At 65.0% G+C, this 25,443-nt stretch carries 27 protein-coding genes; 10 read left to right on the top strand and 17 right to left on the bottom strand.

What is annotated here, in order from left to right; all coding sequences use genetic code 11:
- Positions 1-441: 441 nt before the first annotated feature.
- Together BMY71_RS05610 and BMY71_RS05605 are read right to left on the bottom strand one after the other, a co-directional pair.
- On the bottom strand, positions 442-1,092 hold the full coding sequence (locus tag BMY71_RS05610) for a CoA transferase subunit B (protein WP_011501856.1): 651 nt from the start codon (positions 1,090-1,092) through the stop codon (positions 442-444).
- Positions 1,093-1,103: 11 nt separating this feature from the next.
- On the bottom strand, positions 1,104-1,820 hold the full coding sequence (locus BMY71_RS05605; RefSeq protein ID WP_011501855.1) for a CoA transferase subunit A: 717 nt from the start codon (positions 1,818-1,820) through the stop codon (positions 1,104-1,106).
- 195 nt (positions 1,821-2,015) lie between these two features.
- Here BMY71_RS05605 and BMY71_RS05600 point away from each other — a divergent pair, with 195 nt between their 5' ends.
- A complete protein-coding gene (locus BMY71_RS05600) occupies positions 2,016-3,983 on the top strand; it encodes an AsmA family protein (protein ID WP_092682278.1) in 1,968 nt (655 codons plus the stop codon).
- Positions 3,984-4,150: 167 nt separating this feature from the next.
- Here the strand turns inward: BMY71_RS05600 and BMY71_RS05595 are convergent, their stop codons facing one another.
- The 4 genes from BMY71_RS05595 to BMY71_RS05580 form a co-directional block, all read right to left on the bottom strand.
- On the bottom strand, positions 4,151-4,966 hold the full coding sequence (locus BMY71_RS05595; RefSeq protein ID WP_092682276.1) for an ABC transporter permease: 816 nt from the start codon (positions 4,964-4,966) through the stop codon (positions 4,151-4,153).
- Complete coding sequence (locus tag BMY71_RS05590) at positions 4,966-5,880, bottom strand: ABC transporter permease (RefSeq protein WP_011501852.1); 915 nt, start codon at positions 5,878-5,880, stop codon at positions 4,966-4,968. The genes BMY71_RS05595 and BMY71_RS05590 overlap by 1 nt, the downstream gene beginning before the upstream one ends.
- A gap of 10 nt (positions 5,881-5,890) precedes the next feature.
- Positions 5,891-7,039 carry an ABC transporter ATP-binding protein gene (locus BMY71_RS05585; protein ID WP_092682274.1) on the bottom strand — a complete coding sequence of 383 codons (1,149 nt, stop codon included), beginning with the start codon at positions 7,037-7,039 and terminating at the stop codon, positions 5,891-5,893.
- A gap of 111 nt (positions 7,040-7,150) precedes the next feature.
- Positions 7,151-9,784: a sensor domain-containing protein gene (locus tag BMY71_RS05580; protein WP_430715313.1), complete on the bottom strand. Its 2,634-nt coding sequence runs from the start codon at positions 9,782-9,784 to the stop codon at positions 7,151-7,153.
- Between the two features lie 222 nt (positions 9,785-10,006).
- Between BMY71_RS05580 and BMY71_RS05575 the strand changes: the two genes are divergently transcribed.
- Positions 10,007-11,125: an NAD(P)/FAD-dependent oxidoreductase gene (locus BMY71_RS05575; RefSeq protein WP_092682270.1), complete on the top strand. Its 1,119-nt coding sequence runs from the start codon at positions 10,007-10,009 to the stop codon at positions 11,123-11,125.
- Positions 11,126-11,492: 367 nt separating this feature from the next.
- On the opposite strand, the gene BMY71_RS05570 is transcribed toward BMY71_RS05575, so the two are convergent.
- A complete protein-coding gene (locus tag BMY71_RS05570) occupies positions 11,493-11,675 on the bottom strand; it encodes a YdcH family protein (RefSeq protein ID WP_011501848.1) in 183 nt (60 codons plus the stop codon).
- A 382-nt stretch (positions 11,676-12,057) separates the two neighbouring features.
- Between BMY71_RS05570 and BMY71_RS05565 the strand changes: the two genes are divergently transcribed.
- Positions 12,058-12,264, top strand: coding sequence for a YdcH family protein (locus tag BMY71_RS05565; RefSeq protein ID WP_011501847.1), 207 nt, complete (start codon positions 12,058-12,060; stop codon positions 12,262-12,264).
- Here the strand turns inward: BMY71_RS05565 and BMY71_RS05560 are convergent.
- Positions 12,254-12,997 carry a GGDEF domain-containing protein gene (locus tag BMY71_RS05560; protein WP_011501846.1) on the bottom strand — a complete coding sequence of 248 codons (744 nt, stop codon included), beginning with the start codon at positions 12,995-12,997 and terminating at the stop codon, positions 12,254-12,256. The two genes, BMY71_RS05565 and BMY71_RS05560, sit on opposite strands and share 11 nt — an antisense overlap.
- 140 nt (positions 12,998-13,137) lie before the next feature.
- Between BMY71_RS05560 and purE the strand changes: the two genes are divergently transcribed.
- The 3 genes from purE to rpsU all read left to right on the top strand — a co-directional run bounded on the left by purE (position 13,138) and on the right by rpsU (position 15,215).
- The gene (gene purE / locus BMY71_RS05555) at positions 13,138-13,626 is read left to right on the top strand and encodes a 5-(carboxyamino)imidazole ribonucleotide mutase (protein ID WP_092682269.1); all 489 of its coding nucleotides are present in this window, start codon (positions 13,138-13,140) and stop codon (positions 13,624-13,626) included.
- The gene (locus BMY71_RS05550) at positions 13,623-14,717 is read left to right on the top strand and encodes a 5-(carboxyamino)imidazole ribonucleotide synthase (RefSeq protein ID WP_092682267.1); all 1,095 of its coding nucleotides are present in this window, start codon (positions 13,623-13,625) and stop codon (positions 14,715-14,717) included. The genes purE and BMY71_RS05550 overlap by 4 nt, the downstream gene beginning before the upstream one ends.
- A 195-nt stretch (positions 14,718-14,912) precedes the next feature.
- Entirely contained in the window at positions 14,913-15,215 is a 303-nt protein-coding gene (rpsU, locus tag BMY71_RS05545) for a 30S ribosomal protein S21 (protein ID WP_011501843.1), read from the top strand.
- A gap of 179 nt (positions 15,216-15,394) precedes the next feature.
- On the opposite strand, the gene BMY71_RS05540 is transcribed toward rpsU, so the two are convergent.
- Positions 15,395-16,279 carry a hypothetical protein gene (locus BMY71_RS05540; protein WP_092682265.1) on the bottom strand — a complete coding sequence of 295 codons (885 nt, stop codon included), beginning with the start codon at positions 16,277-16,279 and terminating at the stop codon, positions 15,395-15,397.
- 146 nt (positions 16,280-16,425) lie between these two features.
- Positions 16,426-16,713 carry a cupin domain-containing protein gene (locus tag BMY71_RS05535; RefSeq protein ID WP_011501841.1) on the bottom strand — a complete coding sequence of 96 codons (288 nt, stop codon included), beginning with the start codon at positions 16,711-16,713 and terminating at the stop codon, positions 16,426-16,428.
- 218 nt (positions 16,714-16,931) lie between these two features.
- Here BMY71_RS05535 and BMY71_RS05530 point away from each other — a divergent pair, with 218 nt between their 5' ends.
- Positions 16,932-17,306, top strand: coding sequence for a VOC family protein (locus tag BMY71_RS05530; RefSeq protein ID WP_092682263.1), 375 nt, complete (start codon positions 16,932-16,934; stop codon positions 17,304-17,306).
- Positions 17,307-17,406: 100 nt separating this feature from the next.
- Positions 17,407-17,928: a GrpB family protein gene (locus tag BMY71_RS05525; protein ID WP_011501839.1), complete on the top strand. Its 522-nt coding sequence runs from the start codon at positions 17,407-17,409 to the stop codon at positions 17,926-17,928.
- Positions 17,929-18,007: 79 nt separating this feature from the next.
- On the opposite strand, the gene BMY71_RS05520 is transcribed toward BMY71_RS05525, so the two are convergent.
- From BMY71_RS05520 to BMY71_RS05490, 7 genes are all read right to left on the bottom strand, one after another.
- Positions 18,008-19,411: an NAD(P)(+) transhydrogenase (Re/Si-specific) subunit beta gene (locus BMY71_RS05520; RefSeq protein WP_011501838.1), complete on the bottom strand. Its 1,404-nt coding sequence runs from the start codon at positions 19,409-19,411 to the stop codon at positions 18,008-18,010.
- A 13-nt stretch (positions 19,412-19,424) separates the two neighbouring features.
- On the bottom strand, positions 19,425-19,748 hold the full coding sequence (locus BMY71_RS05515; RefSeq protein WP_011501837.1) for a proton-translocating transhydrogenase family protein: 324 nt from the start codon (positions 19,746-19,748) through the stop codon (positions 19,425-19,427).
- Between the two features lie 12 nt (positions 19,749-19,760).
- A complete protein-coding gene (locus tag BMY71_RS05510; protein WP_011501836.1) occupies positions 19,761-20,885 on the bottom strand; it encodes a Re/Si-specific NAD(P)(+) transhydrogenase subunit alpha in 1,125 nt (374 codons plus the stop codon).
- Positions 20,886-20,963: 78 nt separating this feature from the next.
- Positions 20,964-21,116: an aa3-type cytochrome c oxidase subunit IV gene (locus tag BMY71_RS05505; RefSeq protein WP_041798604.1), complete on the bottom strand. Its 153-nt coding sequence runs from the start codon at positions 21,114-21,116 to the stop codon at positions 20,964-20,966.
- A 337-nt stretch (positions 21,117-21,453) separates the two neighbouring features.
- Positions 21,454-21,837: a type II toxin-antitoxin system death-on-curing family toxin gene (locus tag BMY71_RS05500; protein ID WP_092682261.1), complete on the bottom strand. Its 384-nt coding sequence runs from the start codon at positions 21,835-21,837 to the stop codon at positions 21,454-21,456.
- Complete coding sequence (locus BMY71_RS05495) at positions 21,834-22,103, bottom strand: AbrB/MazE/SpoVT family DNA-binding domain-containing protein (RefSeq protein ID WP_092682260.1); 270 nt, start codon at positions 22,101-22,103, stop codon at positions 21,834-21,836. The genes BMY71_RS05500 and BMY71_RS05495 overlap by 4 nt, the downstream gene beginning before the upstream one ends.
- Positions 22,104-22,184: 81 nt before the next feature.
- The gene (locus BMY71_RS05490; protein ID WP_092682258.1) at positions 22,185-24,083 is read right to left on the bottom strand and encodes a M3 family oligoendopeptidase; all 1,899 of its coding nucleotides are present in this window, start codon (positions 24,081-24,083) and stop codon (positions 22,185-22,187) included.
- A 233-nt stretch (positions 24,084-24,316) separates the two neighbouring features.
- Here BMY71_RS05490 and BMY71_RS05485 point away from each other — a divergent pair, with 233 nt between their 5' ends.
- Together BMY71_RS05485 and BMY71_RS05480 are read left to right on the top strand one after the other, a co-directional pair.
- The gene (locus BMY71_RS05485; RefSeq protein ID WP_092682256.1) at positions 24,317-24,622 is read left to right on the top strand and encodes a hypothetical protein; all 306 of its coding nucleotides are present in this window, start codon (positions 24,317-24,319) and stop codon (positions 24,620-24,622) included.
- Positions 24,623-24,744: 122 nt separating this feature from the next.
- Positions 24,745-25,407 (top strand): TerC family protein, encoded by a 663-nt coding sequence (locus BMY71_RS05480; RefSeq protein ID WP_092682254.1) that lies wholly within the window; start codon positions 24,745-24,747, stop codon positions 25,405-25,407.
- The last annotated feature ends 36 nt before the right edge of the window (positions 25,408-25,443 follow it).

The following is a 25,443-nucleotide window of genomic DNA, read 5'->3' as shown; positions in this document are numbered from 1 at the left end:
ATGAAGTACGCCGTCTCTTCCTCCGCGAACCGCGGACGAGTCAGCGGCGCGAGGGAACCCTCGACGAACATCGCACGGGCCGCAATACGATTTGCCGACGGACCGGAGGTGGCATTGAGCCACGTCATTGAGACGCATGCGACGGCGACGCACGTCGTGGCGACAGCGTGGAGGACGAGATAGCAGGAATGCCGGCGTTCATTGCGCTCATGACGCGGCCGCGGCGCGCCGACGCGATGCGCGACGTTTCGTGCGACACAATGCCGCCGAGCGCGCGCGTCCTATCCGCCGTGATGCTGGAGTGCTCGCCCTCTTGGGCGAGCTTTGAAGAATGGGTCGCATGCAAGTCGCATCGACGTTATCCTCGCCGCATCCCTCGAGGCTCGGGCTTCGCCCTTGCACCGCGGAATGACGGCGCCGTCCTCCGGCGAACGCGCCGTACTACGCGTTCTTCAGCGCCACCCGAAAGTCGGCTTCGGTCTTGGCTCTGACTTCGTCGAGCGTGACGCCGTCGGCGAGTTCGATCAGGGCCATGCCGTCATTGCCGTGCTTGTCGATGGTGAACACCGCAAGGTCGGTGACGACCATGTCGACGACCTTCTCGCCGGTCAGCGGCAGGTTGCACTCTTTCAGCAGCTTCGGGCCGTCCTTGGCCGAATGCTCCATCACCACCACGACGCGCTTGACGCCGGCGACCAGGTCCATCGCGCCGCCCATGCCCTTGACCATCTTGCCGGGGATCATCCAGTTGGCGAGGTCGCCATTCTGCGCCACCTGCATCGCGCCGAGGATCGACAGATCGATATGGCCGCCGCGCACCATCGCGAACGAATCCGCGCTGGAGAAGTAGCTGGTCGACGGCAGCTCGGTGACGGTCTGCTTGCCGGCGTTGATCAGGTCGGGGTCTTCCTCGCCCTCGTAGGGGAACGGGCCCATGCCGAGCATTCCGTTCTCGCTCTGCAGCACCACGTCGACGCCGTCGGGAATGTAGTTCGACACCAGCGTCGGAATGCCGATGCCGAGATTGACGTAGAAACCGTCGCGCAATTCCTTGGCGGCGCGCGCAGCCATCTGTTCGCGGGTCCAGGCCATCAGAGGTCTCCTCAGGTTGCCGCGGCTTCGGGGCGCTTGCGGGTGGTGCGCTGCTCGATGCGCTTCTTGCCGGTGCCGACGTCGATGATGCGCTGGACGAAGATGCCCGGGGTGTGGATGTGATCGGGATCGATCTCGCCGGCCGGGACCAGGTGCTCGACCTCGGCGATGGTGATCTTCGCCGCGGTCGCCATCATCGGATTGAAGTTTCGCGCGGTCTTCCGGTACACGAGGTTGCCCGCGGTATCGCCCTTCCAGGCGTGGACGATCGCGAGATCGGCGAACAGGCCGCGCTCCATCACGTACTTCTCGCCGTCGAACTCGCGCACTTCCTTGCCTTCCGCGACCAGCGTGCCGACGCCGGTCTTGGTGAAGAACGCCGGAATGCCGGCGCCGCCGGCGCGGATGCGCTCGGCCAGGGTGCCCTGCGGGGCGAATTCAAGCTCGAGCTCGCCGGCCAGGAACTGCTGCGCGAACAGCTTGTTCTCACCGACATAGGATGAGATCATCTTCTTGATCTGCCGCGTTTCGAGCAACCGGCTGAGGCCGATGCCATCGACGCCGGCATTGTTCGAGACAACGGTGAGGTCCTTGACGCCGGACTCGCGCAACGCGTCCGACAGCGTCTCGGCGATGCCGCAGAGCCCGAAACCTCCGGACATGATCATCATGCCGTCCCGCAGGATTCCGGCGAGTGCCGTTTCGGCGTCGGGGTAAACCTTGTTCATATGCAGGGACCTGGTGAGGGGGGACTGGCTGCGAATGGGTTTATTAGGCAAAAACCCAGAGGGCCGTCAATTGCACCCGCCGCGCCGCCCCGGAGGGCCTTGAAAGAGACAAGAAAACCGATCAAGTTGCCGCCAAACAGGGGCCGGCGGGCCCTGCACGTCCACTCCCACATTCGATCTGGATAATCATTGGCGATGGCCCAAGGAATCAAGCGCCTCGGGATATCGGTGGCGGCGCTCATTGCCGTTGCCGTGATCTCCGCGTTGACGCTTTCGCTGCTGATCGATCGCGGTGCGATGCGGCAGGCGGTGGAGTCGCAACTGCGCGCCGCCACCGGGCTCGAACTGGCGATCGATGGCCCCATCGAGGTTGCGATCTTTCCGCGCAGCTACGTCACCTTCAAGGCGGTGCGCCTGAAAAGCAGCGAGGACGGCGGCGGCGATACCGCGCTCAGCGTCGATACCCTCACCGCCACTCTGCGGCTGCTGCCTTTGCTGCTGCGCCGCTTCGAGATTGCCGACGTCGTGCTGTTTCAGCCGACCATCCGCGTCATTCGCGATGCCGACGGCGGCAGCAACTGGACGCCGTTCATCAAAAGCCTGACCCGGACGATGAAGCCGGGGCTCGACGAACAGGTGTCGTTCTCCGAGATCCGTTTGCAGGACGGCGTCCTCAATTACCAAGACGACGCCAACCATACGCTCGAGAACATCGGCGACATCGACCTGTCGCTGGCGTGGCCATCGATCTCCCGCACTTTCGCAGCCGCCGGCCAGTTTGACTGGCGCGGCGAGCGGATCGACGGCAGCATCAGCGTCGGCGATTTCATCCAAGCTCTCGCGGGCGACCGCTCCAGCCTCAAGCTGCGGCTCGCCGGCGCGCCGATGAAGATCGCGTTCGACGGCGCGATCGCCAACCGATCCAGCCTCGTGCTGGAAGGCACCCTGACCGCCGACAGCGCCTCGCTGCGCAACGCGCTGCGCTGGGCCGGACAGGAGCCGCCCGGCGCCGGCGGATTCGGCCGCTTCGCGATGAAAGCGCGCGCCAATCTCGTCGGACCGTCGATCGCGCTGACCAACGTCAATATCGAACTCGACAAGAACGTCGCCGAAGGGGTGATGACCTACACCATCGCCAGCGGCCATCAGGGCCTGCAGGCGACGCTCGCCGCCGGCACGATCGACGTCACGCCGTATCTGTCGACGATCAAGCTGCTGACCACCGGCGCGCGCGACTGGAACCGGCAGCTGTTCGATCTCGGCGCCGCCAATCCGCTCGACCTCGACGTGCGTCTGTCCGCCGCCAAGGTCGTCTTCGGCTCCTCGACGCTGGGGCGCACCGCTCTCAGCGCCAATCTTCGCGGCGGCACGTTGGCGCTGAGCGTCGGCGAGGCACAGGTCTATGGCGGCATCGTCCGCGGCACGCTCGGCGTCGCCCGTAGCCAGAACATCGCCAACATCAAGACCCAGTTCCAGTTCAACGACGTCGACCTCGAAGCCTGCGCCGCCGACCTGCTCGGCGTGCGCAATCTCTCGGGCCGGGGCAATCTCAGCATCGCGCTGGAGGCCTCGGGCTCCAGCCCGTTCGGACTGGCGCAGTCGCTCGACGGCTCGGCGCTGCTGACCGGCCATGACGGCGCGATCACCGGTTTCAACGTCGAGCAGTTGCTGAAGCGGCTGGAGCGCCGGCCGCTCTCCGGCGGCGGTAATTTCCGCAATGGCAAGACGCCGTTCGACACGCTCAATGTCGCTGTGCGGTTCAGCGACGGCGTCGCCACCGCCGATGACGTGCGGATCGACGGCCCGACCGCGCGGGTGTCGATGACCGGGACCGCCTCTGTCCCGACCCGCGAATACAACCTCAAGGGCGTCGCCAGCCTCGCCAAGGCCTCGGGCGGGGCGCCGGGCTTCGACCTGCCCTTTATCGTCGAGGGTCCGTGGGACGACCCGCTGATCTTCCCCGATCCGGAAAGCCTGATCCGCCGCTCGCCTGCCTCCGCTCCGCTGCTCGACGCCGTGAAGGACCGCAAGACCCGCGACGCCGTGCGTTCGGTGCTGGAACGCATCACCGGTGGCGGCCGCAAGGCGGAGCCCGATGCGGCGGTGGAAACGCCAGCCGCGCCGGGCGCTCCCGAGCCGGACGCTGCGCCGAAGGCGAACTGATCGGTTCACGCAGATAGCCGCTTGTGCAAAGCGTCATCCTGAGGTGCTCGCCGCCTTCGGCGAGCCTCGAAGGATGACCGAGGCGCGTGCCTGTCGCCCATCCTTCGAGGCGCGCAAGACCGCGCACCTCAGGATGACGTTGTGCACATTGGCGAAAGCGGCTCGCCTCACATCGGCGCGGCGCTGTCGGCCCGTCCGCGTGACAGCTTCGAGGCCAGCGAGGCGATCACGATCGCGATCGTCACCACCGCGATGATCAGCGTGCAGATCGCGTTGATTTCCGGCTTCACGCCGAGGCGCACTTCCGAATAGATCCGGATCGGCAGCGTCGCCGAGCCCGGCCCGGTGGTGAAGCTCGCGATCACCAGATCGTCCAGCGACAGCGCGAAGGCCAGCATCCAGCCCGCCGCGATCGCCGGCCAGATCAGCGGCAGGGTGGCCTGGAAGAACGCCTCGACCGGGCCGCAGCCGAGATCCATCGCCGCCTCCTCGACGCTGCGATCGAGCGAGCCGAGCCGCGATTGCACCACCACTGCGACGAAACACATCGTCAGCGTGGTGTGGGCGATCGCCACCGTCCAGAACCCGCGCTCGGCGTTCAGCGCCACGAACAACAGCAGCAATGACAGCCCGGTGATCACTTCCGGCATCACCAGCGGCGCATACAGCATCCCGGAGAACAGCGTGCGGCCGCGGAACGAACCGGCGCGCGACAACGCCACCGCCGCCAGCGTGCCGAGCACTGCGGCCGCGGTCGCCGAGGCCAGCGCCACCCGCAGGCTCATCCAGGATGCGGCCAGCATCGCGTCGTCCTGGAAGAATTCCCTGTACCAGCGCAGCGACCAGCCGCCCCACACCGTGACCAGGCGGGAGTCGTTGAACGAGTACACCACCAGGATCACGATCGGCAGATACAGAAACGCCAGCCCGAGCGTCAACGACACCAGATTGAAGTTGGAGAAGCGGGCGACGCGCGCTGCCATCACCGCCCTCCTTCGAGCTGGCGAAGCTGCACCCGCTCGTAGATCGTCAGCGGCAACAGCAGCACGGCGAGCAGGATCAACGCGATCGCCGACGCCACCGGCCAGTCGCGGTTGGTGAAGAACTCCAGCCACAGCGTCTGCCCGATCATTTGCGAGCCGGAGCCGGCCAGCAGATCCGGGATCACGAATTCGCCGACGATCGGGATGAAGCACAGCAACACGCCGGCGCCGATGCCCGGCAACGACAGCGGAAACGTCACCAGCCAGAACGCCTGGCGCGGCGAGCAACCGAGATCGGCCGCGGCCTCGCCGAGCGCGTGCGGCAGCTTTGCCAACGTCGCATACAACGGCAGCACCATGAACGGCAGATAGGAATAGACGATGCCGAGATACATCGCGGTGTCGGTCGACAGCCACACCACGGGCGCCGAGACCAGATGCAGCCACAGCAGCACTTTGTTGAGCAGCCCGTCGTGCTGCAGAATGTTGATCCAGGCGTAGACCCGGATCAGGAACGAGGTCCAGAACGGCACGATCACCAGCATCATCGCCAGAGGCTGCCACCCTCGCGGCAGCCGCGCCATTGCGTAAGCGACCGGATAGCCGATCACCAGCAGGATCGCGGTCGACACCGCGGCGACGGTGAGGCTGCGCAGATAGGACAGCACATAGAGATTGTCGGAGATCAGCAGGCGGAAATTGTCGAGCGACAGCTCGGCGAACGCCGCCGCCAGCGCGTCCCATCCGGCGGCGAGATCGAACACCGGCGTGTAGGGCGGCAGCGCGATCGCGCTCTGCGACAGGCTGATCTTCATCACGAAGCCGAACGGCACCAGGAAGAACAGCCCCATCCACAGATACGGCGCGATCACTGCGATGCGGGCGGGCCGCGTGAAGATCTGACGTGCGCTCATCGGTCCGTGCTCATCTGTCCAGCGCCACGCAATCATCGGGCGCAAACCACGCCACGACGTGCTGGCCGGCGCGATAGGCGTCGACATCCAACCGGGTGGTGTTGGCCATCTTGGCGAGCAGCGTCGCGCCGGTATCGAGTCTGATCTTGTAGCTGGTCAGCCCGCCATAATAGCCGACCTCGGCGACCTCGCCGTCGAGCCGGTTCATCGCATCGGCGTGGTCGATGTCGGCGGCGGGTCCGCGCCGCGACAGCTTGATCTTCTCCGGCCGGATCGCGATGCACACCGAGGTCGCCTCGATCGGCTGACGTGGCTCGGCGATGCTGATCCTCCCGGCGCCTTCGGTCGCGACCGTGAGACGGCCGTGATCCCGCGCCTCGATCGCGCCTTCGAGCATGTTGACGTCGCCGACGAATTCGGCGACCCACCGCGACGCCGGAGTCTCGTAGAGCTGCCGCGGCGTCGCGACCTGCGCGAGGCGGCCGGACTGCATCACGCCGATGCGATCGGCCACGGTCATGGCTTCGTCCTGATCGTGCGTGACGATGATGAACGTCATGCCGAGCCGCTTCTGCAGCGCCATCAGTTCGAGCTGGGTGCTCTCGCGCAGCTTCTTGTCGAGCGCCGCCAGCGGCTCGTCGAGCAGCAGCAGGCGCGGTCGGCGCGCCAGCGCACGCGCCAGCGCCACGCGCTGCTGCTGGCCGCCGGAAAGCTGATCGGGCTTTCGCCGCTCCATGCCTTCGAGCTTCACCAGCGCCACCATCTCGGCGACGCGCTCCCTGATCTCGCGGCCCGGCAGACCGGCGCGCTTCAGGCCGAAGGCGATGTTGTTGGCGACCGACAAATGCGGAAACAGCGCGTAGTTCTGGAACATCATGTTGACCGGGCGCTGATGCGGCAGCACCGCAGCGATGTCCTGCCCGTCGAGCAGGATGCGGCCGCTGTCGGGCGTCTCGAAACCGGCCAGCATCCGCAGCAGCGTGGTTTTGCCGCATCCGCTCGGCCCGAGCAGCGCGAAAAACTCGCCGGCCCGGATATCGAGCGACAGCCTGTTCACCGCGACGAAGCCGCCGAATCGCTTCTCGACCGCTTCGATTTGAAGGAGCGGCGCACCCGAGGCATCAGCGGGTGCGCTGCGCTTTGCAACGTTCTCGATCATTCCACCATCCCAGTCCCACCCGCACGCTAGCCGCGGATGGCGAATGGCTCAACAGGCGGAGAGTGGAATGCGCGGCGGCGCTCGCCCTGTGCATAACGCGCGATGCGCGCGTCAGCCGACCTGCAGGGCGAGGCGGGGAACTTCATCGAGCATCGGCGCGAGCCCTACCATGCAGGGGAATTGATCGATCGGCGCCGGCCTGCCGATCAGATAGCCCTGCACCGCGTCGCAGCCTTCGTCGACGAGGAAGTCGAGCTGCTCCTGGGTCTCGACGCCTTCGGCGACCAGCGACACGCCGAGACCGTGGCCGAGCCCGATCACCGCGCGGACGATCGACGCCGACTGCGCGTTGCGGCCGAGATTCATGATGAAGGCGCGGTCGATCTTGATCTTGTCGAATGGAAACGCCTGCAGATAGGTCAGCGACGAGTAGCCGCTGCCGAAATCGTCCATCGAGACGCGAACGCCGAGCGCCTTCACACGGCGCAGCAACGCCAGGCCGCGCTCGAAATCCTCGATCAGTACGCCCTCGGTGATTTCCAGCTCGAGGCGGCCCGGCTGCAGCCCGGTCTCGAGCAACACCTGGTGAATGAAGCCGACCAGATCGGAATTGAGGAACTGCGCCGGCGACAGATTGACGGCGATCTGCAACGGCTTCGGCCACGACGCCGCTTCGCGGCAGGCCTCCCGCAGAATCCATTCGCCGATCTCGACGATCAGACCGCTCTCTTCCGCAAGCGGAATGAACTCGCCGGGCGGCACGAAGCCGCGCGTGGGATGCCGCCAGCGCGCCAGAGCTTCGAAGCCGACGACGTCGGTCTCGTCGATGCTTTTGCTGCTCGCCGCCTGCGGCTGGTAGTGCAACGTCAACTCGCCGTTGCGGATCGCGTTCGACAGATCCTGATGCAGCGCCCTGCGGTCGCGAATCTGCATGTCCATTTCGGGCGCGAACAGGCTGACCGAACCGCGCGCCCGCGCTTTGGCGCGGAACAACGCGGCGCCCGCATTGGCGAGCAGCGAGGCGGCGTCCTTTCCATCGCGCGGGAACAATGCGATTCCGGTGGTGACGCCGGTCCGCACCGTCTTGCCGTCGATCTCGAGGCCGTCGGCCAGCGCCTCCGCCACGCGCTCGGCGAGCGCGTGGGCGGCCTGCGGCTGCGGCCCGTCGATGATCAGGCCGAATTCGTCGCCGCTGAGCCGCGCCACCACGCCGCCGCGCGAGGCGCGTTCGATCCGGCGCGCGACCTCGATCAACAGCTTGTCGCCGACCGCGTGGCCAAAGACATCGTTGATTTCCGCGAGCCCGTCGAGATCGACCGACAACACCGCGAACTGGTCCACGGTGCAATCGCAGGCCTCGATCATCTGCGCCAACGCCTTCAGGAAGGCAGTGCGGTTCGGCAGGTCGGTGAGTCCGTCGTGATAGGCCATGTGCGCCATGCGCACCTCGGTCTGGCGGCGATCCGTGACGTCGGCATGGGTCTTGATCAGGTAGTTGGTATTGCCGGCCTCGTCGGCCACCGTCATGCGGCGGGTCACGAACAGCCGAAGGCCGTTTTTGGTGCTGATGGGATATTCCTCGACCATCATCCCGCCTTTGTGGATCGCGAGCTGGTCGCGCTCCTCGATCAGCCGCGCTTCCTTGGCGTTGAAGATTTCGCCCGAGGTGAGGCCGATCGCATCTTCGCGCCGGCGATTGAGAATGACCTCGGCTCCGCGATTGGCGAGCAGGTAGGCGCCGTTGCTGGCATTCTGAACCGTGACCGCGACCGGAATGTTGTCGACGACCAGCTCGAGGAACCTGCGGGTCTTGTCGAGTTCCCGCGCCAGCATCTGACGTTCGGTGACGTCCTCGAACAGCACGATGATGAATTCCGGCTCGTTGCGTTCGTTGAAGGCGACCACGCGATCGGTCGCCAGCACCACATCGCGCTGGCCGAATTCGATCGACAGTTCGGAGCGGAATCCATTCTTGCCGGATTCCAGCGTGACCCGGTCGGAATCACGAATCACGGCGGCGGATCGCGGCGGAAACAGGTCCTCTGCAGTCTTCCCGATGATTTGTTCGCGCGGCAACCGCGACAATTTCTCGAACGCCCGGTTGGCGAGGATGTAGCGACCGTCATCGATGCTCTTGGCCGCGACGCAGACCGGAATGTTGTCGATCACCGACTCCAGGAACTGGCTGGTGGTCGCGAGTTGCTTCGACACCCGCCGCAGTTGAGTGCAATCGTCATGGGTCGAGATCATCCCGCCATTGGCAAGCTGCGAGAACTTCACCTGCACGAAGCGGCCGTCCGGCAGCTCGCTGATGAAGCCTTCGGGCGTCGCGGCGTGGCGGTAAAATTCCTCGTTGCTGAGATCGAGCGTGCCGCGGGCGCGGCGCAAGGCCAGCATGTCGTGGCTGGCGATGCCGCACGGTACGTCTGAACGCTGAAGACCGTAGAGTTCGAGATATCGGTCGTTGCAGAACACCAGAGTGCCGTTGGCATCGGTGATGACGACTCCCTGCTGGAGCTTGTTCAGCACCGAGTTGACCAGTATGTTCTTGCGGCGCTGGGCGCGGCGCTGCTTGCGCAACATTGCGGTCGCCCACAGCGCGACGGCGCTGGTGAACGACGCGAGGACGAAGCCGCCGATCAGCAGCTCCCAGATCAACTCGGTCTCAAATCCACCGACTTGGCTGCCGGGCTCGAATTGGGGCGCAGCTTGCGCGAGGCTGATCGACGCGAACAGTCCGGCCATAGCCGCAGCCCCCGCTGCCCCGCTGCCCGCCTTCCCAATCCTCAGCACCATGAAACACCCAGCAATTGCTCGTTGAGTCTCGCTCGTGACCTGTTTGAAACGTGTAAACGGTGATGATGCATCTTCGGGCCATTGACCAGATTTTCATCATTTGACCTGTGATGGTTAATCCCGCGATAACACCGAGTTATCAGCACGAGCCGAAGTGAGGACAGTCAGCGGATGGAACAGGTTGAATGCGTCGTCGTCGGAGCCGGCGTCGTCGGTCTCGCGATTGCGCGGCGGCTGGCGCAGGAAGGCCGCGAAGTGATCGTGCTGGAAGCCGCCGAGGGCATCGGCACCGGCACCTCGTCGCGCAACAGCGAGGTGATCCACGCGGGGATCTATTATCGGGCCGGCAGCCTGATGGCGCGGCTGTGCGTTTCCGGCAAGCAGACGCTGTACGCCTTTTGCCGCGACCATGGCGTGCCGTACCGCAATTGCGGCAAGCTGATCGTCGCCACCACGGCCGCGGAGGCCGAGAAACTGGCGTCGATCCGCGCCCATGCGGCGGCCAATCGGGTCGACGATCTGCGCGCGCTCGACGGCGCCGAGGCGCGGGCGATCGAGCCGGCGCTGAACTGCGTCGCAGCACTGCTGTCGCCCTCGACCGGGATCATCGACAGTCATTCCTATATGCTGGCGCTGCGCGGCGACGCCGAGGCGGCCGGCGCCGCGTTCGCTTTCCACGCGCCGCTCCTGCAAGCGACGGCCGACGCCGGCGGCTTCGCGCTGGAGGTCGGCGGCGAGGCGCCGATGACGTTGGGGTGCCGCCTGCTGATCAACGCCGCGGGGCTGGAGGCGTCGGCGGTGGCGCGCGCGATCGCGCCGATGCCGGCGGTGCTGGTGCCGTCCGCGTATCTCGCCAAGGGCAATTACTTCACCTGCAATGCGCGCGCGCCGTTCTCGCACTTGATCTATCCGGTGCCCGAACCCGGCGGGCTCGGCGTGCATCTGACGCTGGATATGGCGGGGCAGGCCCGTTTCGGACCGGACGTCGAATGGATCGATGCGATCGACTACGTCGTCGATCCGGCGCGGGCGGAGCGATTCTATCCGGCGATCCGCAGATACTGGCCCGGCCTGCCCGACGGAGCGCTGGCTCCGGGTTATTCCGGGATCCGGCCGAAGATCGTGCCGCCTGAAGTGGCCGTGCAGGACTTCGTCATCCAGGGGGCGGATCAACACGGCGTCGCCGGACTGATCAACCTGTTCGGCATCGAGTCGCCGGGGCTGACCGCGTCACTGGCGATCGCCGACCACGTCGCCGACCTCTCGCACCGGCTCGAGCATTCAAGCTAACGCGGAGGGCTGACGGATCGGCAGAGTCGGAACACTCTGCGTCCGAAGACTCTGCGTTTGACGGCTGACGGCTCTTGACGGCTCTGCGTCACGCCGAACCGATCCAATCGACGAACGTTGTCAACGATCGCTATTCCAATCGTTGGCTTCGATCATCGTCAACGATCGCTGGCAGCGATCGGTATCAACTATCAACCGTTGCTATCAACAGAAGTCAGCGTCGCTGCAAACCCGGTCTTGGCGCCGACGCGTGAGCGTCCCGGACAGGTGGCGCAGACCGGATCATGACAGCTACATCGCAGCGCCTTCAGCGCGATTGCTCACGAGAAGGCGTCAGCGGCTCTCTGTTGCGCTGCGAAACGGGATGTCAATGGAGTGTGCTGGAGACTTGCCGCAGCCGGTTGATCTCGTCCCGGACCATAAGCTTGCGGCGTTTCAGCTCGGCGATGCGCAGAGCGTCGGTGGAGGGATGGACGAGCGCGTCGTGCAACTGGGACTCTAGAACTTTGTGTTTACGTTCAAGTTCAACGAGATGCGCCTGAAGTGCCATACGAAACCTCCTCGGTGAGTGAGACTAGATTCCATCCGGACAAGTGAGTGTACATCTCTTGTTGCGGCTGTCGATGATTTTGAAATACGTGCGTCATAATAACCCGATCGTGTGAAACGATTCGTGACCATGCCGGTTGCTGCTGACGCCCTGCTGCAGCGCAGGACAGCCGGCGAACCAGTCGAACAAGCAACGCCGAACAGCCGGCTGGGATTTTTAACGCCTTCGAAATCATTCACTGTCGAAGGTCGCGTTCGACGAACGAACAAGGCGCGCCGCTTGCTCGCAAGCTCGGCAAAGGCGATACTCAGCTTGTAACCGATCTATCATTCTCTCTGCCACCGGCCGCGCTTCAGCGACCCGGCTCAAGCCGACTTTGGTCATGACCGATGAAGACGAAGGCGAGCTCGATGCCGAGCTCGCGAAATTGCAGCAGGAACACCGCGATCTCGACGCGGCGATCGATGCGTTGCACCATTCGCCGGCGCCCGATCTGTTGCGGCTGCAGCGGCTGAAAAAGCGCAAGCTGGCGCTGCGCGATCGCATCTCCTTCATCGAAGATCAGATCACGCCCGACATCATCGCCTGACCGGGTCCGGCTTGCCCTCGGCCGCGCGGCGCTCGGCCTTGCGGGCGTACATCGCCCGGTCGGCGCAGGCCAGCGCCCCCGCCGCATCCATATCCGCCGTCAGCATCGCGACGCCGGCCGAAACTCCGGCAGCGACGGTGTGCGTCCCGAAACGAATCACGAGCTGGTCGACCGTCTGCTCCAGCGCGGCGGCCTTCATGTGGGCGTCGGCCTCCGAGAGATTCCACAGCAGCAACGCGAACTCGTCGCCGCCGAGCCGGCCGATCAGGTCGGAGGCGCGGACGTGGCTGAGCAACGCCTCGACCACCGACTTCAGCACGACATCGCCGGCGGCATGGCCGAAAGTGTCGTTGACCGGCTTCAACCGGTCGACGTCGAGCAGGATCAGCGCGCCGGCCGCGCCGTAGCGCTTGATGTAGGCGAGCGCGCGGTTGAGTTCGCGCTCGAAGCCGCGGCGGTTGGAGATGCCGAGCAGGAAGTCGGTCTCGGCGGAGGCGCGCAGCTCTTCGATCTGCGCCAACGCAGCGGCGAGCTGGGCCTTCAGCCGCCGGATTTTGGCCTGGGGGTCCGAAGGCAGCCTGCCGGCGCCAGCGCCGGCGCGCGCCGGCGCCTCGTCCGGGGCCGCCTGGCTTGCTCCTGCAGCGGACCGCGGCAGCTCCTCGGCGACGGGGCCAGCCGCAACTTTGCGGCCGGAGCGGTGCGATTCGGAAGGTCGGCTGGGCGTCTTTTTCATCAGAATCAACGTGAGAACCACGACAACACTTGCCGGTCTTCACCAAGAAAGGATAGTCCATTCCCGGTGCCTTGGCCGACGCTGCGGCGCGCCCTATATTCCCCCGCCTATGCTTCTGGATTCTCGAAAGAATCATTCGAATGACAGCCCCCATTGCGATCATCATGGGCAGCCAGTCGGACTGGGACACGATGCGGCATGCCGCCGAGACCCTGACCGCGCTCGGCATCGCTCATGATGCGCAGATCGTCTCCGCCCACCGCACCCCCGACCGGCTCTATGGCTTTGCCAAGGGCGCGAAAGCGGCCGGTTTCAAGGTCATCATCGCGGGCGCCGGTGGCGCTGCGCATTTGCCCGGCATGACCGCAGCGCTGACCGAGCTGCCGGTCTTCGGCGTTCCGGTCGAATCGAAGGCGCTGTCGGGCGTGGATTCGCTGTACTCGATCGTGCAGATGCCGGCCGGCATCCCGGTCGGCACGCTGGCGATCGGCAAGGCCGGCGCGATCAACGCGGCACTGCTGGCGGCGAGCGTGCTGGCGTTGACCGACGAGGCGCTGGCGGGTCGGCTGACGGCCTGGCGCAAGAGACAAACGGATGCGATCGCCGCCCGGCCGGAGGGCGCGGCGTGACGGCCCCCGTTCAGTTGGTGCTCAAACCCGGCGATACGATCGGCATTCTCGGCGGCGGCCAGCTCGGCCGGATGCTGGCGATGGCCGCGGCGCGGCTCGGCCTGCGCTGCCATGTGTTCTCGCCGGACCCCGATTCGCCGGCGTTCGACGTGGTGCAGAACGCGACCTGCGCCGAATATGCCGATGTCGAGGCGCTGGAAATGTTCGCCTCCGACGTCGACGTCATCACTTACGAATTCGAGAACGTGCCGGCCTCGGCCGCTTTGGTGCTGGCGGCGCGTAAACCCGTGCTGCCCGACTACAGGATCCTGGAGACCACGCAGGACCGGCTCGGCGAGAAGGACTTCGTGACCAAGCTCGGCATCGGCACAGCCGCCTATGCCGACGTGACGTCGCCGCAGACGCTGCGTGCCGCGATCGCCAGGCTCGGTCTGCCTGCCGTGCTGAAAACGCGCCGGTTCGGCTATGACGGCAAGGGCCAGATCATCCTGCGCGAGGGCGACGACCCCGACGCGGCCTGGGCCAAGCTGGAAACCCGCGCAGCGATTCTCGAGGCGTTCGTGCCCTTCGAGCGCGAGGTCTCGGTGATTGCCGCGCGCGGCAGCGACGGCCAGGTGGTGTGTTACGACGTCACCGAAAACGAGCACCGCGATCACATTCTGAAAGTGTCGCGGGTGCCGGCGCCGGTGACCGATGCGGTCGCGGACGAGGCGCGGCGGATCGCCAAAACGATCGCCGACGCGCTGAATTATGTCGGCGTGCTCGGCGTCGAGATGTTTGTGGTGCCGGGCGACGGCGGCGCCAGGGTGCTGGTCAATGAAATCGCCCCGCGCGTGCACAATTCCGGTCACTGGACGCTCGACGGCGCCTCGGTGTCTCAATTCGAACAGCACATCCGGGCGATCGCCGGCTGGCCGCTGGCGGAACCGCTGCGCCACGGCCGCGTGACCATGACCAATCTGATCGGCCACGACGTCGACGATTATGCGCGCTGGCTGACGGTCCCGGGCGCCACGGTGCATCTTTACGGCAAACGGACCGCCCTGCCCGGCCGCAAGATGGGCCATGTGACGGTGATCGAGCCCCAGTGATCGAACCCTCCGCCAAACCTCGCATTCCGGCCGACCAATGTCGCAAAAACTTATCCCCGGCCGATGTGGACATCGGCGACCCGATCTGATACATCCGCGCCCTTAAGGCTGAGGGCCTGGCCGTTGTCGGCTCCGCCTTTTTCAGAAATTCAAAATCCGACCAGACTCAATCGGACCAGTCAAAAAGGATGCCGCGTGCAGGTTCTCGTTCGCGATAACAACGTCGATCAAGCTCTCAAGGCGCTCAAGAAGAAGATGCAGCGCGAGGGCATTTTCCGCGAGATGAAGCTCCGCGGTCATTACGAGAAGCCGTCCGAGAAGAAGGCTCGTGAAAAGGCCGAGGCCGTTCGCCGCGCTCGCAAGCTGGCCCGCAAGAAGCTGCAGCGCGAAGGCCTGCTGCCGATGAAGCCGAAGCCGGCCTTCGGCGCCGATCGCGGCCGTCCGGGCGCTGCCGGTGCTGGCGCAGGCGCAGGTGCCGGCCCCCGCGGTCCGCGCTGATCGATCGGATTTCAGTTGTAGGTTTCGAAACGCGGGCCCTGTGCCCGCGTTTTGCGTTTCAGCCGAGCCTGTTGAGCCGATGCCTGCCGGACCAGCGCCGCTGCGAGTGAAAAAGCCGCTGCGGTTAAAAAAATGCCCGGGCGAAGCCCGGGCTCGATCGGCAGAATCGCGGCCGCTGCTTAGCGCGGCAGGACCGCGTGGAACACCGATTTCGCAGCGAGCAGCACATCTTCGGCAACCGACGGCCGTTGCTGTATTCCGCCGCCATCAGCGGCCGAGGGAATATCCGCCGGGGGGCTGATCCGCGGATTGCCGTAGCTCGCATCCGCCGTGGCGGCGGATGGCACGGAGCCGGTGACGCTCGAGCCGGTGGTCACCGACGCGTTGGGAACTGGCGTGGCAACGTTGACCGGGGCCGGCAGCGGCTGCAGCGCGACGGCGCGCGGCGCCTCCTGGACCTTGACGGCCTCCTGCACTTTGAGAGGCTCCTGGACCTTGAGAGGCTCAGGCGTCCGCGAGGTGACTTCGGTCGACGCCGGACGCGCGGGCTCCGATGCACGCAGCCGCTCGATGGCGGCGCGGACCACGTCGTTGGGATCGCGGTTGGCGTCGCGGCGCTCGTCCTGAGCCTTCTCCTGGGCCTTCTCCAGGGCCTTGGCAGGCTCGGACGCCACCGTGGCCACGGCCGGCTTCGCAACAGCCTTCTCGGCCGTGGCTTTCTCGGCAGCAGCCTTGTCGGCGGCGAGCTTGTCCGCGGCCGCTTTCTCTGCAGCAGCCTTGTCACGCGCAATGGAATGCCGCGGCGACGGCTTCTCGGCTGCCTTGTCGGCCGCTGACGCCTTGCCCCTGGTCGGGTCGGCCTTGTCGGAATCAGGCAGCGATGCGTTCAGCGCCGGCGTCTCGGCGCCCGGCGCGGGCTTCGCCGCCTCGGCTTTGGCGTCATGCGTGGCGGCCGGCGGATTCGGCCTGGTGATGTACTGGTTCACGACATAAGCGCCGAGCACGGTGGCGACCACCGACGGCAGAATCTGCCCGATCAATTTTTCGGTGATGTATTTCAGCATTGGCGGCCTCTTCCCCGAACGCCTTGATGCTCGATGTTTGAGGCTGATTGAGGGATCAACTGCGACGGATCGGTGGCATCAAAACGTAGAAAGGGCGCGTCGCGGCGCGCCCTCGGGGAAGCTGGTCCACAAGGTTTAATGCGCAGTTAAACTTTCAGCTCGACCTCCAGAAACACGATCTCGGTCGCGGTTTCGTTGAGCACGTCGTGCTCGACGCCGGCCTTGCGGAAATACGACTTGCCGGTCTTGAGCTGGGCCTTGGCGCGCGCGCCGTCCGGCGCCACGATCGTCATCTCGCCATCCGCAACCGGGACGATGACGTAGTCCATGCCGTGCCGATGAGGACCGGTGGCGGCGCCGGGCGGGAGCCGCCATTCGGTGACGCGCACCTCGGCATTGTCGACCTGAACTTCGGATTGTGCGGCGACCGTCATTGTTGTCATCCTCGGGTGCGGGCAGCGGGAGCGCGAACAGCACGCATACCATCAATGGCCGCCGGGCCGAACACCGGATGCAACCGAGCGGCGCCCACTCCGATGCGAACGAATTCCGCCCCGCGGCAGGTTCGCCCGCCGTCTCGCCAAATCACGCGCGATGCGTATAGTCGCGCGTCATCTTTGCAATGACATCAAGCAAGAACAAAGGGAGCGCTATGTTTTCACATGTCATGATCGGCACCAACGATCTGGATGCGGCGAAGACGTTCTACGACAAGTTGCTCGGCACCATCGGCATCGCCCCGGGCGTGGTCGATCGCCACCGGATCTTCTATCGCAGCAAGACCGGGACCTTCGCGGTGTCGAAGCCGATCGACGGCAAGCCCGCGACAGCGGCCAATGGCGGCACCATCGGCTTCCTTGCAAAGTCCACCGAAGAGGCCGACGCCTGGCATGCGGCCGGCGTCGCCAGCGGCGCTACCACCTGCGAGGACCCGCCCGGCGTGCGGGCGATGGGCGACATGAAGCTCTACCTCGCCTACTTGCGCGATCCCGACGGCAACAAGCTCTGCGTGATGCACCGGATGTGAGGCTGACAACAACCTCCGTCATGCCCGGCCTTACGCCGGGCATGAACGTCTGTCGGAGGTAAATAGACGCAGTGGCGCATGGTCGCATTCTGGACCTGAGATGACGATGGCCCATCCCGATGTGTTCCACGTCGCCACAGATCACCAACAGGCTCGTGCGGCGGCCGAGCGCTTGTTCGCGGCCGTGCAGCAGCAGCTTCACGCGCTTCTCCCTGCGACCGCCGAGGTTCTGCACGTCGGCGCGACGGCCGTCCCGGGATGTCTCACCAAGGGCGACCTCGATATTGTCGTGCGGGTGGAGCGCAAGGATTTCCAAGCCGTCGAAGCCGCGCTTGCCGCCCGCTTCGCCCGCAATCCTGGCTCGATCGGAACAGATGAGTTCGCCGCCTTCGAGGACGAGGACCGCACGCCTCACCTCGGCATCCAACTCACGGCCAAGGGTGGCGAATGGGACGTCTTCCACCGCTTCGTCGACGCGCTGCGCGCCGATCCGGATCTGGTGAAAAGCTACAATGCTCTCAAGATGGCGCATGACGGACAAACCATGGAACGTTACCGGGCGGCCAAGGACGCCTTTGTGGCCGATGCGCTGCTCCACGCTCCAGCCAAACCAAGTGGTTGAACGCCACGATTTAGTTTGGCCTCAAAACGAAAACGCCCGGCCTTTCGGCCGGGCGTTTGTCGTTCGAGACGTCGGAGCTTTAGTGGTTCATCGCCTTGACGATGTTCTCGGTCATCTTCTTGGCGTCGCCGAGCAGCATCATCGTGTTGTCGCGATAGAACAGCGGATTGTCGATGCCGGCGTAGCCCGACGCCAGCGAGCGCTTGATGAACATCACGGTGCCGGCCTTCCAGACCTGCAGCACGGGCATGCCGTAGATCGGCGAGGTCTTGTCGTCTTCGGCCGCCGGGTTGGTGACGTCGTTGGCGCCGATCACGAAGGCCACGTCGGCCTGCGGGAACTCGGAGTTGATGTCCTCGAGCTCGAACACCTCGTCATAGGGCACGTTGGCTTCGGCGAGCAGCACGTTCATGTGGCCCGGCATACGGCCGGCGACCGGATGAATCGCGTACTTCACCTCGACGCCTTCCTTCTTCAGCGTGTCGGCCATTTCGCGCAGCGCGTGCTGGGCCTGCGCCACCGCCATGCCGTAGCCCGGCACGATGATGACCTTCTGCGCGTTCTTCATGATGAAGGCCGCGTCGTCGGCCGAGCCGAGCTTGGCCGGGCGCTGTTCGCCGCCGGCGCCGCCCGCGGCTGCGGTCTCACCGCCGAAGCCGCCGAGGATCACCGAGATGAAGGAGCGGTTCATGCCCTTACACATGATGTAGGACAGGATCGCACCCGAGGAGCCGACCAGCGCGCCGGTGATGATCAGCGCCGAGTTGCCCAGCGTGAAGCCGATGCCGGCCGCGGCCCAGCCCGAATACGAGTTCAGCATCGAGATCACGACCGGCATGTCGGCGCCGCCGATCGGGATGATGATCAGGATGCCGAGCAGCAGCGCGACGCCGGTGATCACCCAGAACGCAACCTCGCTCTGGGTCGCGACCAGATAGACGATCGACGCGATCATCAGCACGAACAGCGCGATGTTCACCACATGCCGCGCCGGCAGGATGATGGGCGCGCCGCTCATGCGGCCGGACAGCTTCATGAACGCGATCACCGAGCCGGTGAAGGTCAGCGCGCCGATCGCGACACCGAGCGACATTTCCACCAGGCTGGAGCCGTGGATGTCGCCGGGGACGCCGATGTCGAACGCGGCAGGCGCATAGAACGCGCCGGCGGCGACCAGCACCGCGGCCATGCCGACCAGCGAGTGGAAGGCGGCGACCAGTTCGGGCATCGAGGTCATCGGCACGCGGCGGGCGATCACCGCGCCGATGCCGCCGCCGATGGCGATGCCGAGGATGACCAGCCCCCAACCCAGGAGGTCGGCCGGCGGATGGCCGGCCAGCGTGGTGGCGACCGCGATCGCCATGCCGGTCATGCCGAGGAAGTTGCCCTGCCGGCTCGACGCCGGCGACGACAGCCCGCGCAGCGACAGGATGAACAGGACGCCTGCGATCAGATACAGGACTGCGGAGAGATTGGCGTTCATCGACGGCCCCTAATCACTTCTGCTTCTTCTTGTACATCGCCAGCATACGCTGGGTGACAAGGAAGCCGCCGAAGATGTTGACGCTTGCAAAGATCAGCGCGACGAAGCCGAAGCCACGCGCCCACAGCGGCCCGTTGTCGCTGCCCACCAGCGAAACGCCGACCGCCAGCAATGCACCGACCACGATCACCGAGGAGATCGCGTTGGTGACCGACATCAGCGGGGTATGCAGCGCGGGCGTCACCGCCCACACCACGAAATAGCCGACAAACACGGCCAGAACGAAAATCGACAGCCGAAACACAAACGGATCGACGGCCTGTACGACATGCTCCATGGCGGCTTTCCTTTACTTCGGCTGGAAGTTCGGGTGAACGACGGCGCCATCGCGCGTCAGCGCGGTGGCCTTGACCAGATCGTCGTCCCAATTCACCGCCAGCGCCTTGCTATTCTTGTCGATCAGCGTCTCGATGAAGCTGAACAGATTGCGCGCATACAGACTCGACGCCGACGCCGCGACGCGGCCGGCGACGTTGGTGAAGCCGACGATCTTGACGCCGTCGGTCTCGACCACCTCGCCCGGCTTCGCGCCTTCGACGTTGCCGCCGCGCTCGACCGCGAGATCGACCAGCACCGAACCCGGCTTCATCGAGCGGACCATCTCGGCGGTGACCAGACGCGGCGCCGGACGACCCGGGATCAGCGCGGTGGTGATGACGATGTCCTGCTTCTTGATGTGCTCGGCGGTCAGCGCGGCCTGCTTGGCCTGATATTCTTTCGACATTTCCTTGGCGTAGCCGCCAGCGGTCTGCGCGTTCTTGAATTCCTCGTCCTCGACCGCGAGGAACTTGGCGCCGAGGCTTTCGACCTGCTCCTTGGTGGCGGGGCGGACGTCGGTCGCCGTGACGATGGCGCCGAGCCGGCGCGCCGTCGCGATCGCCTGCAGACCGGCGACGCCGACGCCCATGATGAACACCTTGGCGGCCGGAACGGTGCCGGCGGCGGTCATCATCATCGGGAACACCCGGCCGAACTGTGCGGCCGCATCGACCACGGCGCGATAGCCCGCGAGGTTGGCCTGGCTCGACAGCACGTCCATCACCTGCGCGCGGGTGATGCGCGGCATCAGCTCCATCGCAAAGGCGACAACACCGGCGTCGGCCATCGACTTCAGCGCGGCGTCGTTGCCGTACGGGTCCATGATCGCCATCACCAGCGCGCCGCGCTTGTAGGCAGCGAGTTCGGACGCCTCCGGCCGCTTCACTTTGAGAACGATGTCCGCGTCCTTCAGCGCATCCGCACTGACGGTCGCGCCGGCGGCGGTGAACTCGGCATCGAGCAGGCCGGACCTGATGCCGGCGCCGGGCTCGACAACGATGTCGGCGCCCAACGCCTTCAGCTTCTTCACCGTGTCCGGCGTCGCCGCGACACGCGGTTCAGAAGTATCGAGTTCTTTAGCAACAGCAATTTTCATGGAGCCTCCTGCGGCGCCTGGCGCGCGCGTGAGCTAGCAGTCCCGACACCGCTTTCGGGCGATGCACTCAGGTCAACGTCAAGTCAGGAATATCGCCATCAAGGCGACGATCGCGATCACAGCCGCCGAGCCATACTTCACCAGCTTGATGAAACCTTCATAGGTTTGCTCGTGGGCAGCGTAGTCGTTGCCCGAAGCGGTGGTGTAGGCAAGGTCGTGTTTCTCAGCCATCGACTTCTCCGAGCGATTTTCGCGAAAGTGCTGTGCCATTAGCGCAATCCCAAAGCGAGGGCAACGGCGCTGCACTGCACGCACCTAACCAGTTTGGATCATTCCAAATCAGCTCGGCTGCCGTCCCTGCGACGACGCAGTGTGATCGCAACCGAGCGTCAGGACAAGCATTTCGGAGGCACTCGCAACAACTGCATTGATAATTCCGCTATGCGGGTCACGACGGCGAATTTGCGCAGTGCACACTCACAATTTGCAGCTGATCATCAGACCGAGCGCTGCAGCCGAAGTTCTCTAGCTGCGCGCCGAGCAAGCTCATCACTTCGTTTGAAAAGCTCTAAGTCGGCCAAGTGTCCCTGATCCAACGCGTCAGGCTCGCCTCATTGACTTCGCCGGCGGCGAGCGAGAGGATCATTGCCGCCGCATCTGCTTCTGGAACGATGAAGTCGATGCCGTTGACACCGAGGAAGGTGTAAAGCGCGAGCAGCGACGTCCGTTTGTTGCCGTCGACGAAGGGATGATTGCGCGCGATGCCGAAGGCGTATGCTGCGGCCAGCTCCGCCAAGTCGGCCTGCTCGTAGGTCCATCGATTGCGCGGGCGGTCCAGCGCGGATTCGAGCATTCCTTCGTCGCGCAGCCCCCCGGCGCCACCATGAATGGCCAGTTGCTCATCGTGAATCGCGACGATGATCTGCCGAGTGAGCCAGATCGGCTCGCTCATTTGGCGAGCTCCGCCAGAGCGTTGTGATAACGCTTCATTCCCCGCCGCGCGACTTCCATCGCTTTCTCGAAGTCGGGATTGGAAGGCGTAAAGCGGATGCCGCCATCAGGCGTCAGCGTGGCGTAAAGCTGATCGCCGACGCTCAGGTTCAAGCGCGACATCAATTCCTTCGAGAAGATCAGCCCCGACGAGTTTCCGATCTTCTTGATCTCGACGGTCGCGACGACCTGGCCCGGGCCGGATTCGATCTTGGTCTGCTCGTTCATTAATCCATCCTCCGTTATACGTTACGTATAACGGAGGATGGAAGCAAGTTCAACAATTGTTATACAGAGATTAGGCGTTCCCTACCCCATCTCCTCCAGCTCGTCGATCATGCCGGCGATCACCGACAGGCCGCCGTCCCAGAATGTCGGGTCCTTGGCGTCGAGACCGAACGGCGCGAGCAGTTCGGAGTAATGCTTGGTGCCGCCGGCCGAGAGCATCGCGAGGTAGCGATCGGCGAAGCCTTCCTGAGCATTTTCGTAGACCGCGTAGAGCGAGTTCACGAGGCAGTCGCCGAACGCATAGGCGTAGACGTAGAACGGCGAATGGATGAAGTGCGGGATGTACATCCAGAAATTCTCGTAGCCCGGCCGGATGTCGATCGCGGGTCCCAGACTTTCGCCCTGCACGCTCAGCCAGATCTCGCCGATCCGCTGCGCGGTGAGTTCGCCGCTGCGGCGCTCGGTGTGGATCGCGCGTTCGAAAGAGTAGAACGCGATCTGCCGGACCACGGTGTTGATCATGTCCTCGACCTTGCCGGCGAGCAGCGCCTGGCGCTGCTTGACGCTCTTGGTCTGCGACAGCAGCCGGCGGAAGGTCAGCATCTCGCCGAACACGCTGGCGGTTTCGGCCAGCGTCAGCGGCGTCGGCGCCATCAGCGCGCCGTTGCCGGCGGCGAGCACCTGATGCACGCCGTGGCCGAGTTCGTGGGCGAGCGTCATCACGTCGCGCGGCTTGCCCTGGTAGTTCATCAGCACGTAGGGATGCGCAGAAGGCGTGGTCGGGTGTGAGAACGCACCCGGCGCCTTGCCGGGACGCACCGGCGCATCGATCCAGCGATCGGTGAAAAAACGCTCGGCGATCCGTGCCATCTCCGGCGAGAACGCGTTGTAGGCGGTCAGCACCATATTGCGCGCTTCCGGCCAGGCGATGCTGCCGGTGGCCGCGAATGGCAGCGGCGCGTTGCGATCCCAATGCGGCAGCTTCTTCTTGCCGAACCAGCCGGCCTTGAGCTTGTAGTAGCGATGCGACAGCCGCGGATAGGCGCCGCGCACCGAAGCGACCAGCGCGTCGACCACCTCGCGCTCGACGCGGTTGTTGAGGTGACGTGAATCGGCGACATCCTCGAAGCCGCGCCAGCGGTCGGAAATCTCCTTGTCCTTGGCCAACGTGTTGGTGATCAGCGCGAAGGTGCGCTCATTCGCCTTGAATGTCTTGGCCAACGCGTCGGCCGCCGCCTTGCGCTTCGCAGGCGTGCGGTCCTGCAACAGGTTCAGCGTCGGCTCGATCGCCAGCTCCTTGCCGCCGACCTTGAAGCGCAGGCCGGAGATGGTCTGGTCGAACAGCCGGTTGAAGGCGCCATAGCCGGTCTGCGACTTCTCATGGAACAGTTGCTCGACGCGGTCTTCAAGCTGATACGGCTTGTCCTTGCGCAGATCCTCGATCCACGGCCGGTAGTGGCCGAGCTCGGGTGTCTGCATCGCGCGCTCCAGCACCTCGTCGTCGACGCGGTTGAGTTCCAGCGCGAAGAACAGCAGATGCACCGACGCCGCGGTCAGCCGCTCGGACACGTCGCCGTAAAACTTTGATTTGGCCGAATCGACGCTGTCGCCGGCATGGACGAGGCCCGCATAGGAGCCGAGCCTTCCTGCAAGGTCCTCGATCGCCTCGTAGCGCCTGACGGCGGAAGCCAGCCACGCGCCGCCGCCGTCCTTCGCGGCTTCCTCGGCGAGCTTGCCCTTGAAGTCGGCTTCGAACGACGCGCAATCGGCATCCAGCCGGTCGAGATCGGCGGCAACCTGCGGCGCATCGATCGCCGGATACAGATCCGCCAGATTCCATTCCGGCAGCTTGGCCGGCTTCCGGCTCGCCGCGGACGCGGATTTCTTGCTGGCGGGCTTGGTCGGCTTGGCGGGCGCCGATTTGCGAGACGACGGCTTACGGGAAGTCTTGACGGTGCGGGAGGTTACAGCTTTCGGCATGTCAACTTTCGAAATGACGTCAATTGCGTTGAAAAACGCTACTAGGTGACACGTGGCCTCCGCAAGCGCCTCTTTCAAGGCAGGATTTCAGCGCCACCGCCGCCAGTTCCGCCCGAGGCATGATCGCGATTCCGCGCCCTGCCTGCGACAAGGCGGCGCGGCCTTTACGACGCTGCGTCACTTGATCGCAACCACCGCCATCACTAGGAAATGGAGCCCTGCTCGAGGAACGTATGCCCAACGCGGATCGCGTGAAGCTTTGTGTCGTGGCCGGCCTGCTGGCGCTGCTCGCTGTCACGCTGGCGCTTCGGGACGTGGTGCTGCCGGACGCGGTTACGCCCACGGTCGCCGCGCTGCTGATGGCTGCCGCGGGCGGCGTCGCCCTCGGCGGTATTTTGCTACGCGATCGCTTGCGAGGCGCGAAATGGCTCGACGCAGCCGGGCTGCTTGTCTATGCCGGCGTCGCCGTCTCGATCCTGATCGACCCGGACCAGTTGCTGCGTCTCATGCCGCTGTCCGATCAAACCAATAGCGAGTGAATTAACCCTTCGGACGCCGACGCCGTCGTGCCACGACTTCAGACATCAACGTCCAAGGACCGGGCCCCTCTGGCAGTTCGCAAGAACTGTGATGTCGGACTGGACGTTCACGGAGAGGCCCCATGACTGAATTTCTCACGATCTTTACCCCGGAAGGCCTGACCGCTCTGGCGCAGGTCATCATGATCGACCTGGTGCTCGCCGGCGACAACGCCGTGGTCATCGGCCTCGCCGCCGCTGGCCTGCCGAAAGAGCAGCGCGGCAAGGCGATCCTGATCGGCATCATCGCCGCCACCGTGCTGCGCATCCTGTTCGCCAGCGTCACCGTCCAATTGCTGCAGATCCTCGGCCTGTTGCTGGCCGGCGGCGTGCTGCTGCTCTGGGTGTGCTGGAAGATGTGGCGTGAGCTGCGAACCCAGCATCCGGATGACGACGATGCTTCGGAGGACGCCAGCCGAATCGGCGCGTCATCTGCCGGGCCGACCAAGACGTTGGGGCAGGCGGTGTGGCAGATCACGCTGGCCGACGTCTCGATGTCGCTCGACAACGTGCTCGCGGTGGCGGGCGCCGCGCGCGAACACCCGATCATTCTGATCTTCGGCCTCGGCCTGTCGATCGCGCTGATGGGTCTCGCCGCGACCGTGATCGCCAAGCTGCTGCAGAAGCACCGCTGGATCGCCTATGTCGGTCTCGCCATCATTCTCTACGTGGCGCTCGACATGATCTATCGCGGCGTCCTCGAAGTTTGGCCGCACGCATTCACCGCGCTTTCGTCACTTTCATGAACCATTAACGCTTTCACGCCCATGGTGCACCAATTC

This window comes from Rhodopseudomonas pseudopalustris (genome assembly GCF_900110435.1).
Classification (GTDB): domain Bacteria; phylum Pseudomonadota; class Alphaproteobacteria; order Rhizobiales; family Xanthobacteraceae; genus Rhodopseudomonas; species Rhodopseudomonas pseudopalustris.
This window is presented reverse-complemented; position numbering and strand designations above follow the sequence as displayed.

Coding starts and splice junctions, on each gene's coding strand:
- BMY71_RS05610 (WP_011501856.1), bottom strand. CDS start 1,092: ATGGCCTGGACCCGCGAACAGATGGCTGCGCGCGCCGCCAAGGAATTG.
- BMY71_RS05605 (WP_011501855.1), bottom strand. CDS start 1,820: ATGAACAAGGTTTACCCCGACGCCGAAACGGCACTCGCCGGAATCCTG.
- BMY71_RS05600 (WP_092682278.1), top strand. CDS start 2,016: ATGGCCCAAGGAATCAAGCGCCTCGGGATATCGGTGGCGGCGCTCATT.
- BMY71_RS05595 (WP_092682276.1), bottom strand. CDS start 4,966: ATGGCAGCGCGCGTCGCCCGCTTCTCCAACTTCAATCTGGTGTCGTTG.
- BMY71_RS05590 (WP_011501852.1), bottom strand. CDS start 5,880: ATGAGCGCACGTCAGATCTTCACGCGGCCCGCCCGCATCGCAGTGATC.
- BMY71_RS05585 (WP_092682274.1), bottom strand. CDS start 7,039: ATGATCGAGAACGTTGCAAAGCGCAGCGCACCCGCTGATGCCTCGGGT.
- BMY71_RS05580 (WP_430715313.1), bottom strand. CDS start 9,784: ATGGCCGGACTGTTCGCGTCGATCAGCCTCGCGCAAGCTGCGCCCCAA.
- BMY71_RS05575 (WP_092682270.1), top strand. CDS start 10,007: ATGGAACAGGTTGAATGCGTCGTCGTCGGAGCCGGCGTCGTCGGTCTC.
- BMY71_RS05570 (WP_011501848.1), bottom strand. CDS start 11,675: ATGGCACTTCAGGCGCATCTCGTTGAACTTGAACGTAAACACAAAGTT.
- BMY71_RS05565 (WP_011501847.1), top strand. CDS start 12,058: ATGACCGATGAAGACGAAGGCGAGCTCGATGCCGAGCTCGCGAAATTG.
- BMY71_RS05560 (WP_011501846.1), bottom strand. CDS start 12,997: ATGAAAAAGACGCCCAGCCGACCTTCCGAATCGCACCGCTCCGGCCGC.
- purE (WP_092682269.1), top strand. CDS start 13,138: ATGACAGCCCCCATTGCGATCATCATGGGCAGCCAGTCGGACTGGGAC.
- BMY71_RS05540 (WP_092682265.1), bottom strand. CDS start 16,279: ATGCTGAAATACATCACCGAAAAATTGATCGGGCAGATTCTGCCGTCG.
- BMY71_RS05535 (WP_011501841.1), bottom strand. CDS start 16,713: ATGACGGTCGCCGCACAATCCGAAGTTCAGGTCGACAATGCCGAGGTG.
- BMY71_RS05530 (WP_092682263.1), top strand. CDS start 16,932: ATGTTTTCACATGTCATGATCGGCACCAACGATCTGGATGCGGCGAAG.
- BMY71_RS05525 (WP_011501839.1), top strand. CDS start 17,407: ATGACGATGGCCCATCCCGATGTGTTCCACGTCGCCACAGATCACCAA.
- BMY71_RS05520 (WP_011501838.1), bottom strand. CDS start 19,411: ATGAACGCCAATCTCTCCGCAGTCCTGTATCTGATCGCAGGCGTCCTG.
- BMY71_RS05515 (WP_011501837.1), bottom strand. CDS start 19,748: ATGGAGCATGTCGTACAGGCCGTCGATCCGTTTGTGTTTCGGCTGTCG.
- BMY71_RS05510 (WP_011501836.1), bottom strand. CDS start 20,885: ATGAAAATTGCTGTTGCTAAAGAACTCGATACTTCTGAACCGCGTGTC.
- BMY71_RS05505 (WP_041798604.1), bottom strand. CDS start 21,116: ATGGCTGAGAAACACGACCTTGCCTACACCACCGCTTCGGGCAACGAC.
- BMY71_RS05500 (WP_092682261.1), bottom strand. CDS start 21,837: ATGAGCGAGCCGATCTGGCTCACTCGGCAGATCATCGTCGCGATTCAC.
- BMY71_RS05495 (WP_092682260.1), bottom strand. CDS start 22,103: ATGAACGAGCAGACCAAGATCGAATCCGGCCCGGGCCAGGTCGTCGCG.
- BMY71_RS05490 (WP_092682258.1), bottom strand. CDS start 24,083: ATGCCGAAAGCTGTAACCTCCCGCACCGTCAAGACTTCCCGTAAGCCG.
- BMY71_RS05485 (WP_092682256.1), top strand. CDS start 24,317: ATGCCCAACGCGGATCGCGTGAAGCTTTGTGTCGTGGCCGGCCTGCTG.
- BMY71_RS05480 (WP_092682254.1), top strand. CDS start 24,745: ATGACTGAATTTCTCACGATCTTTACCCCGGAAGGCCTGACCGCTCTG.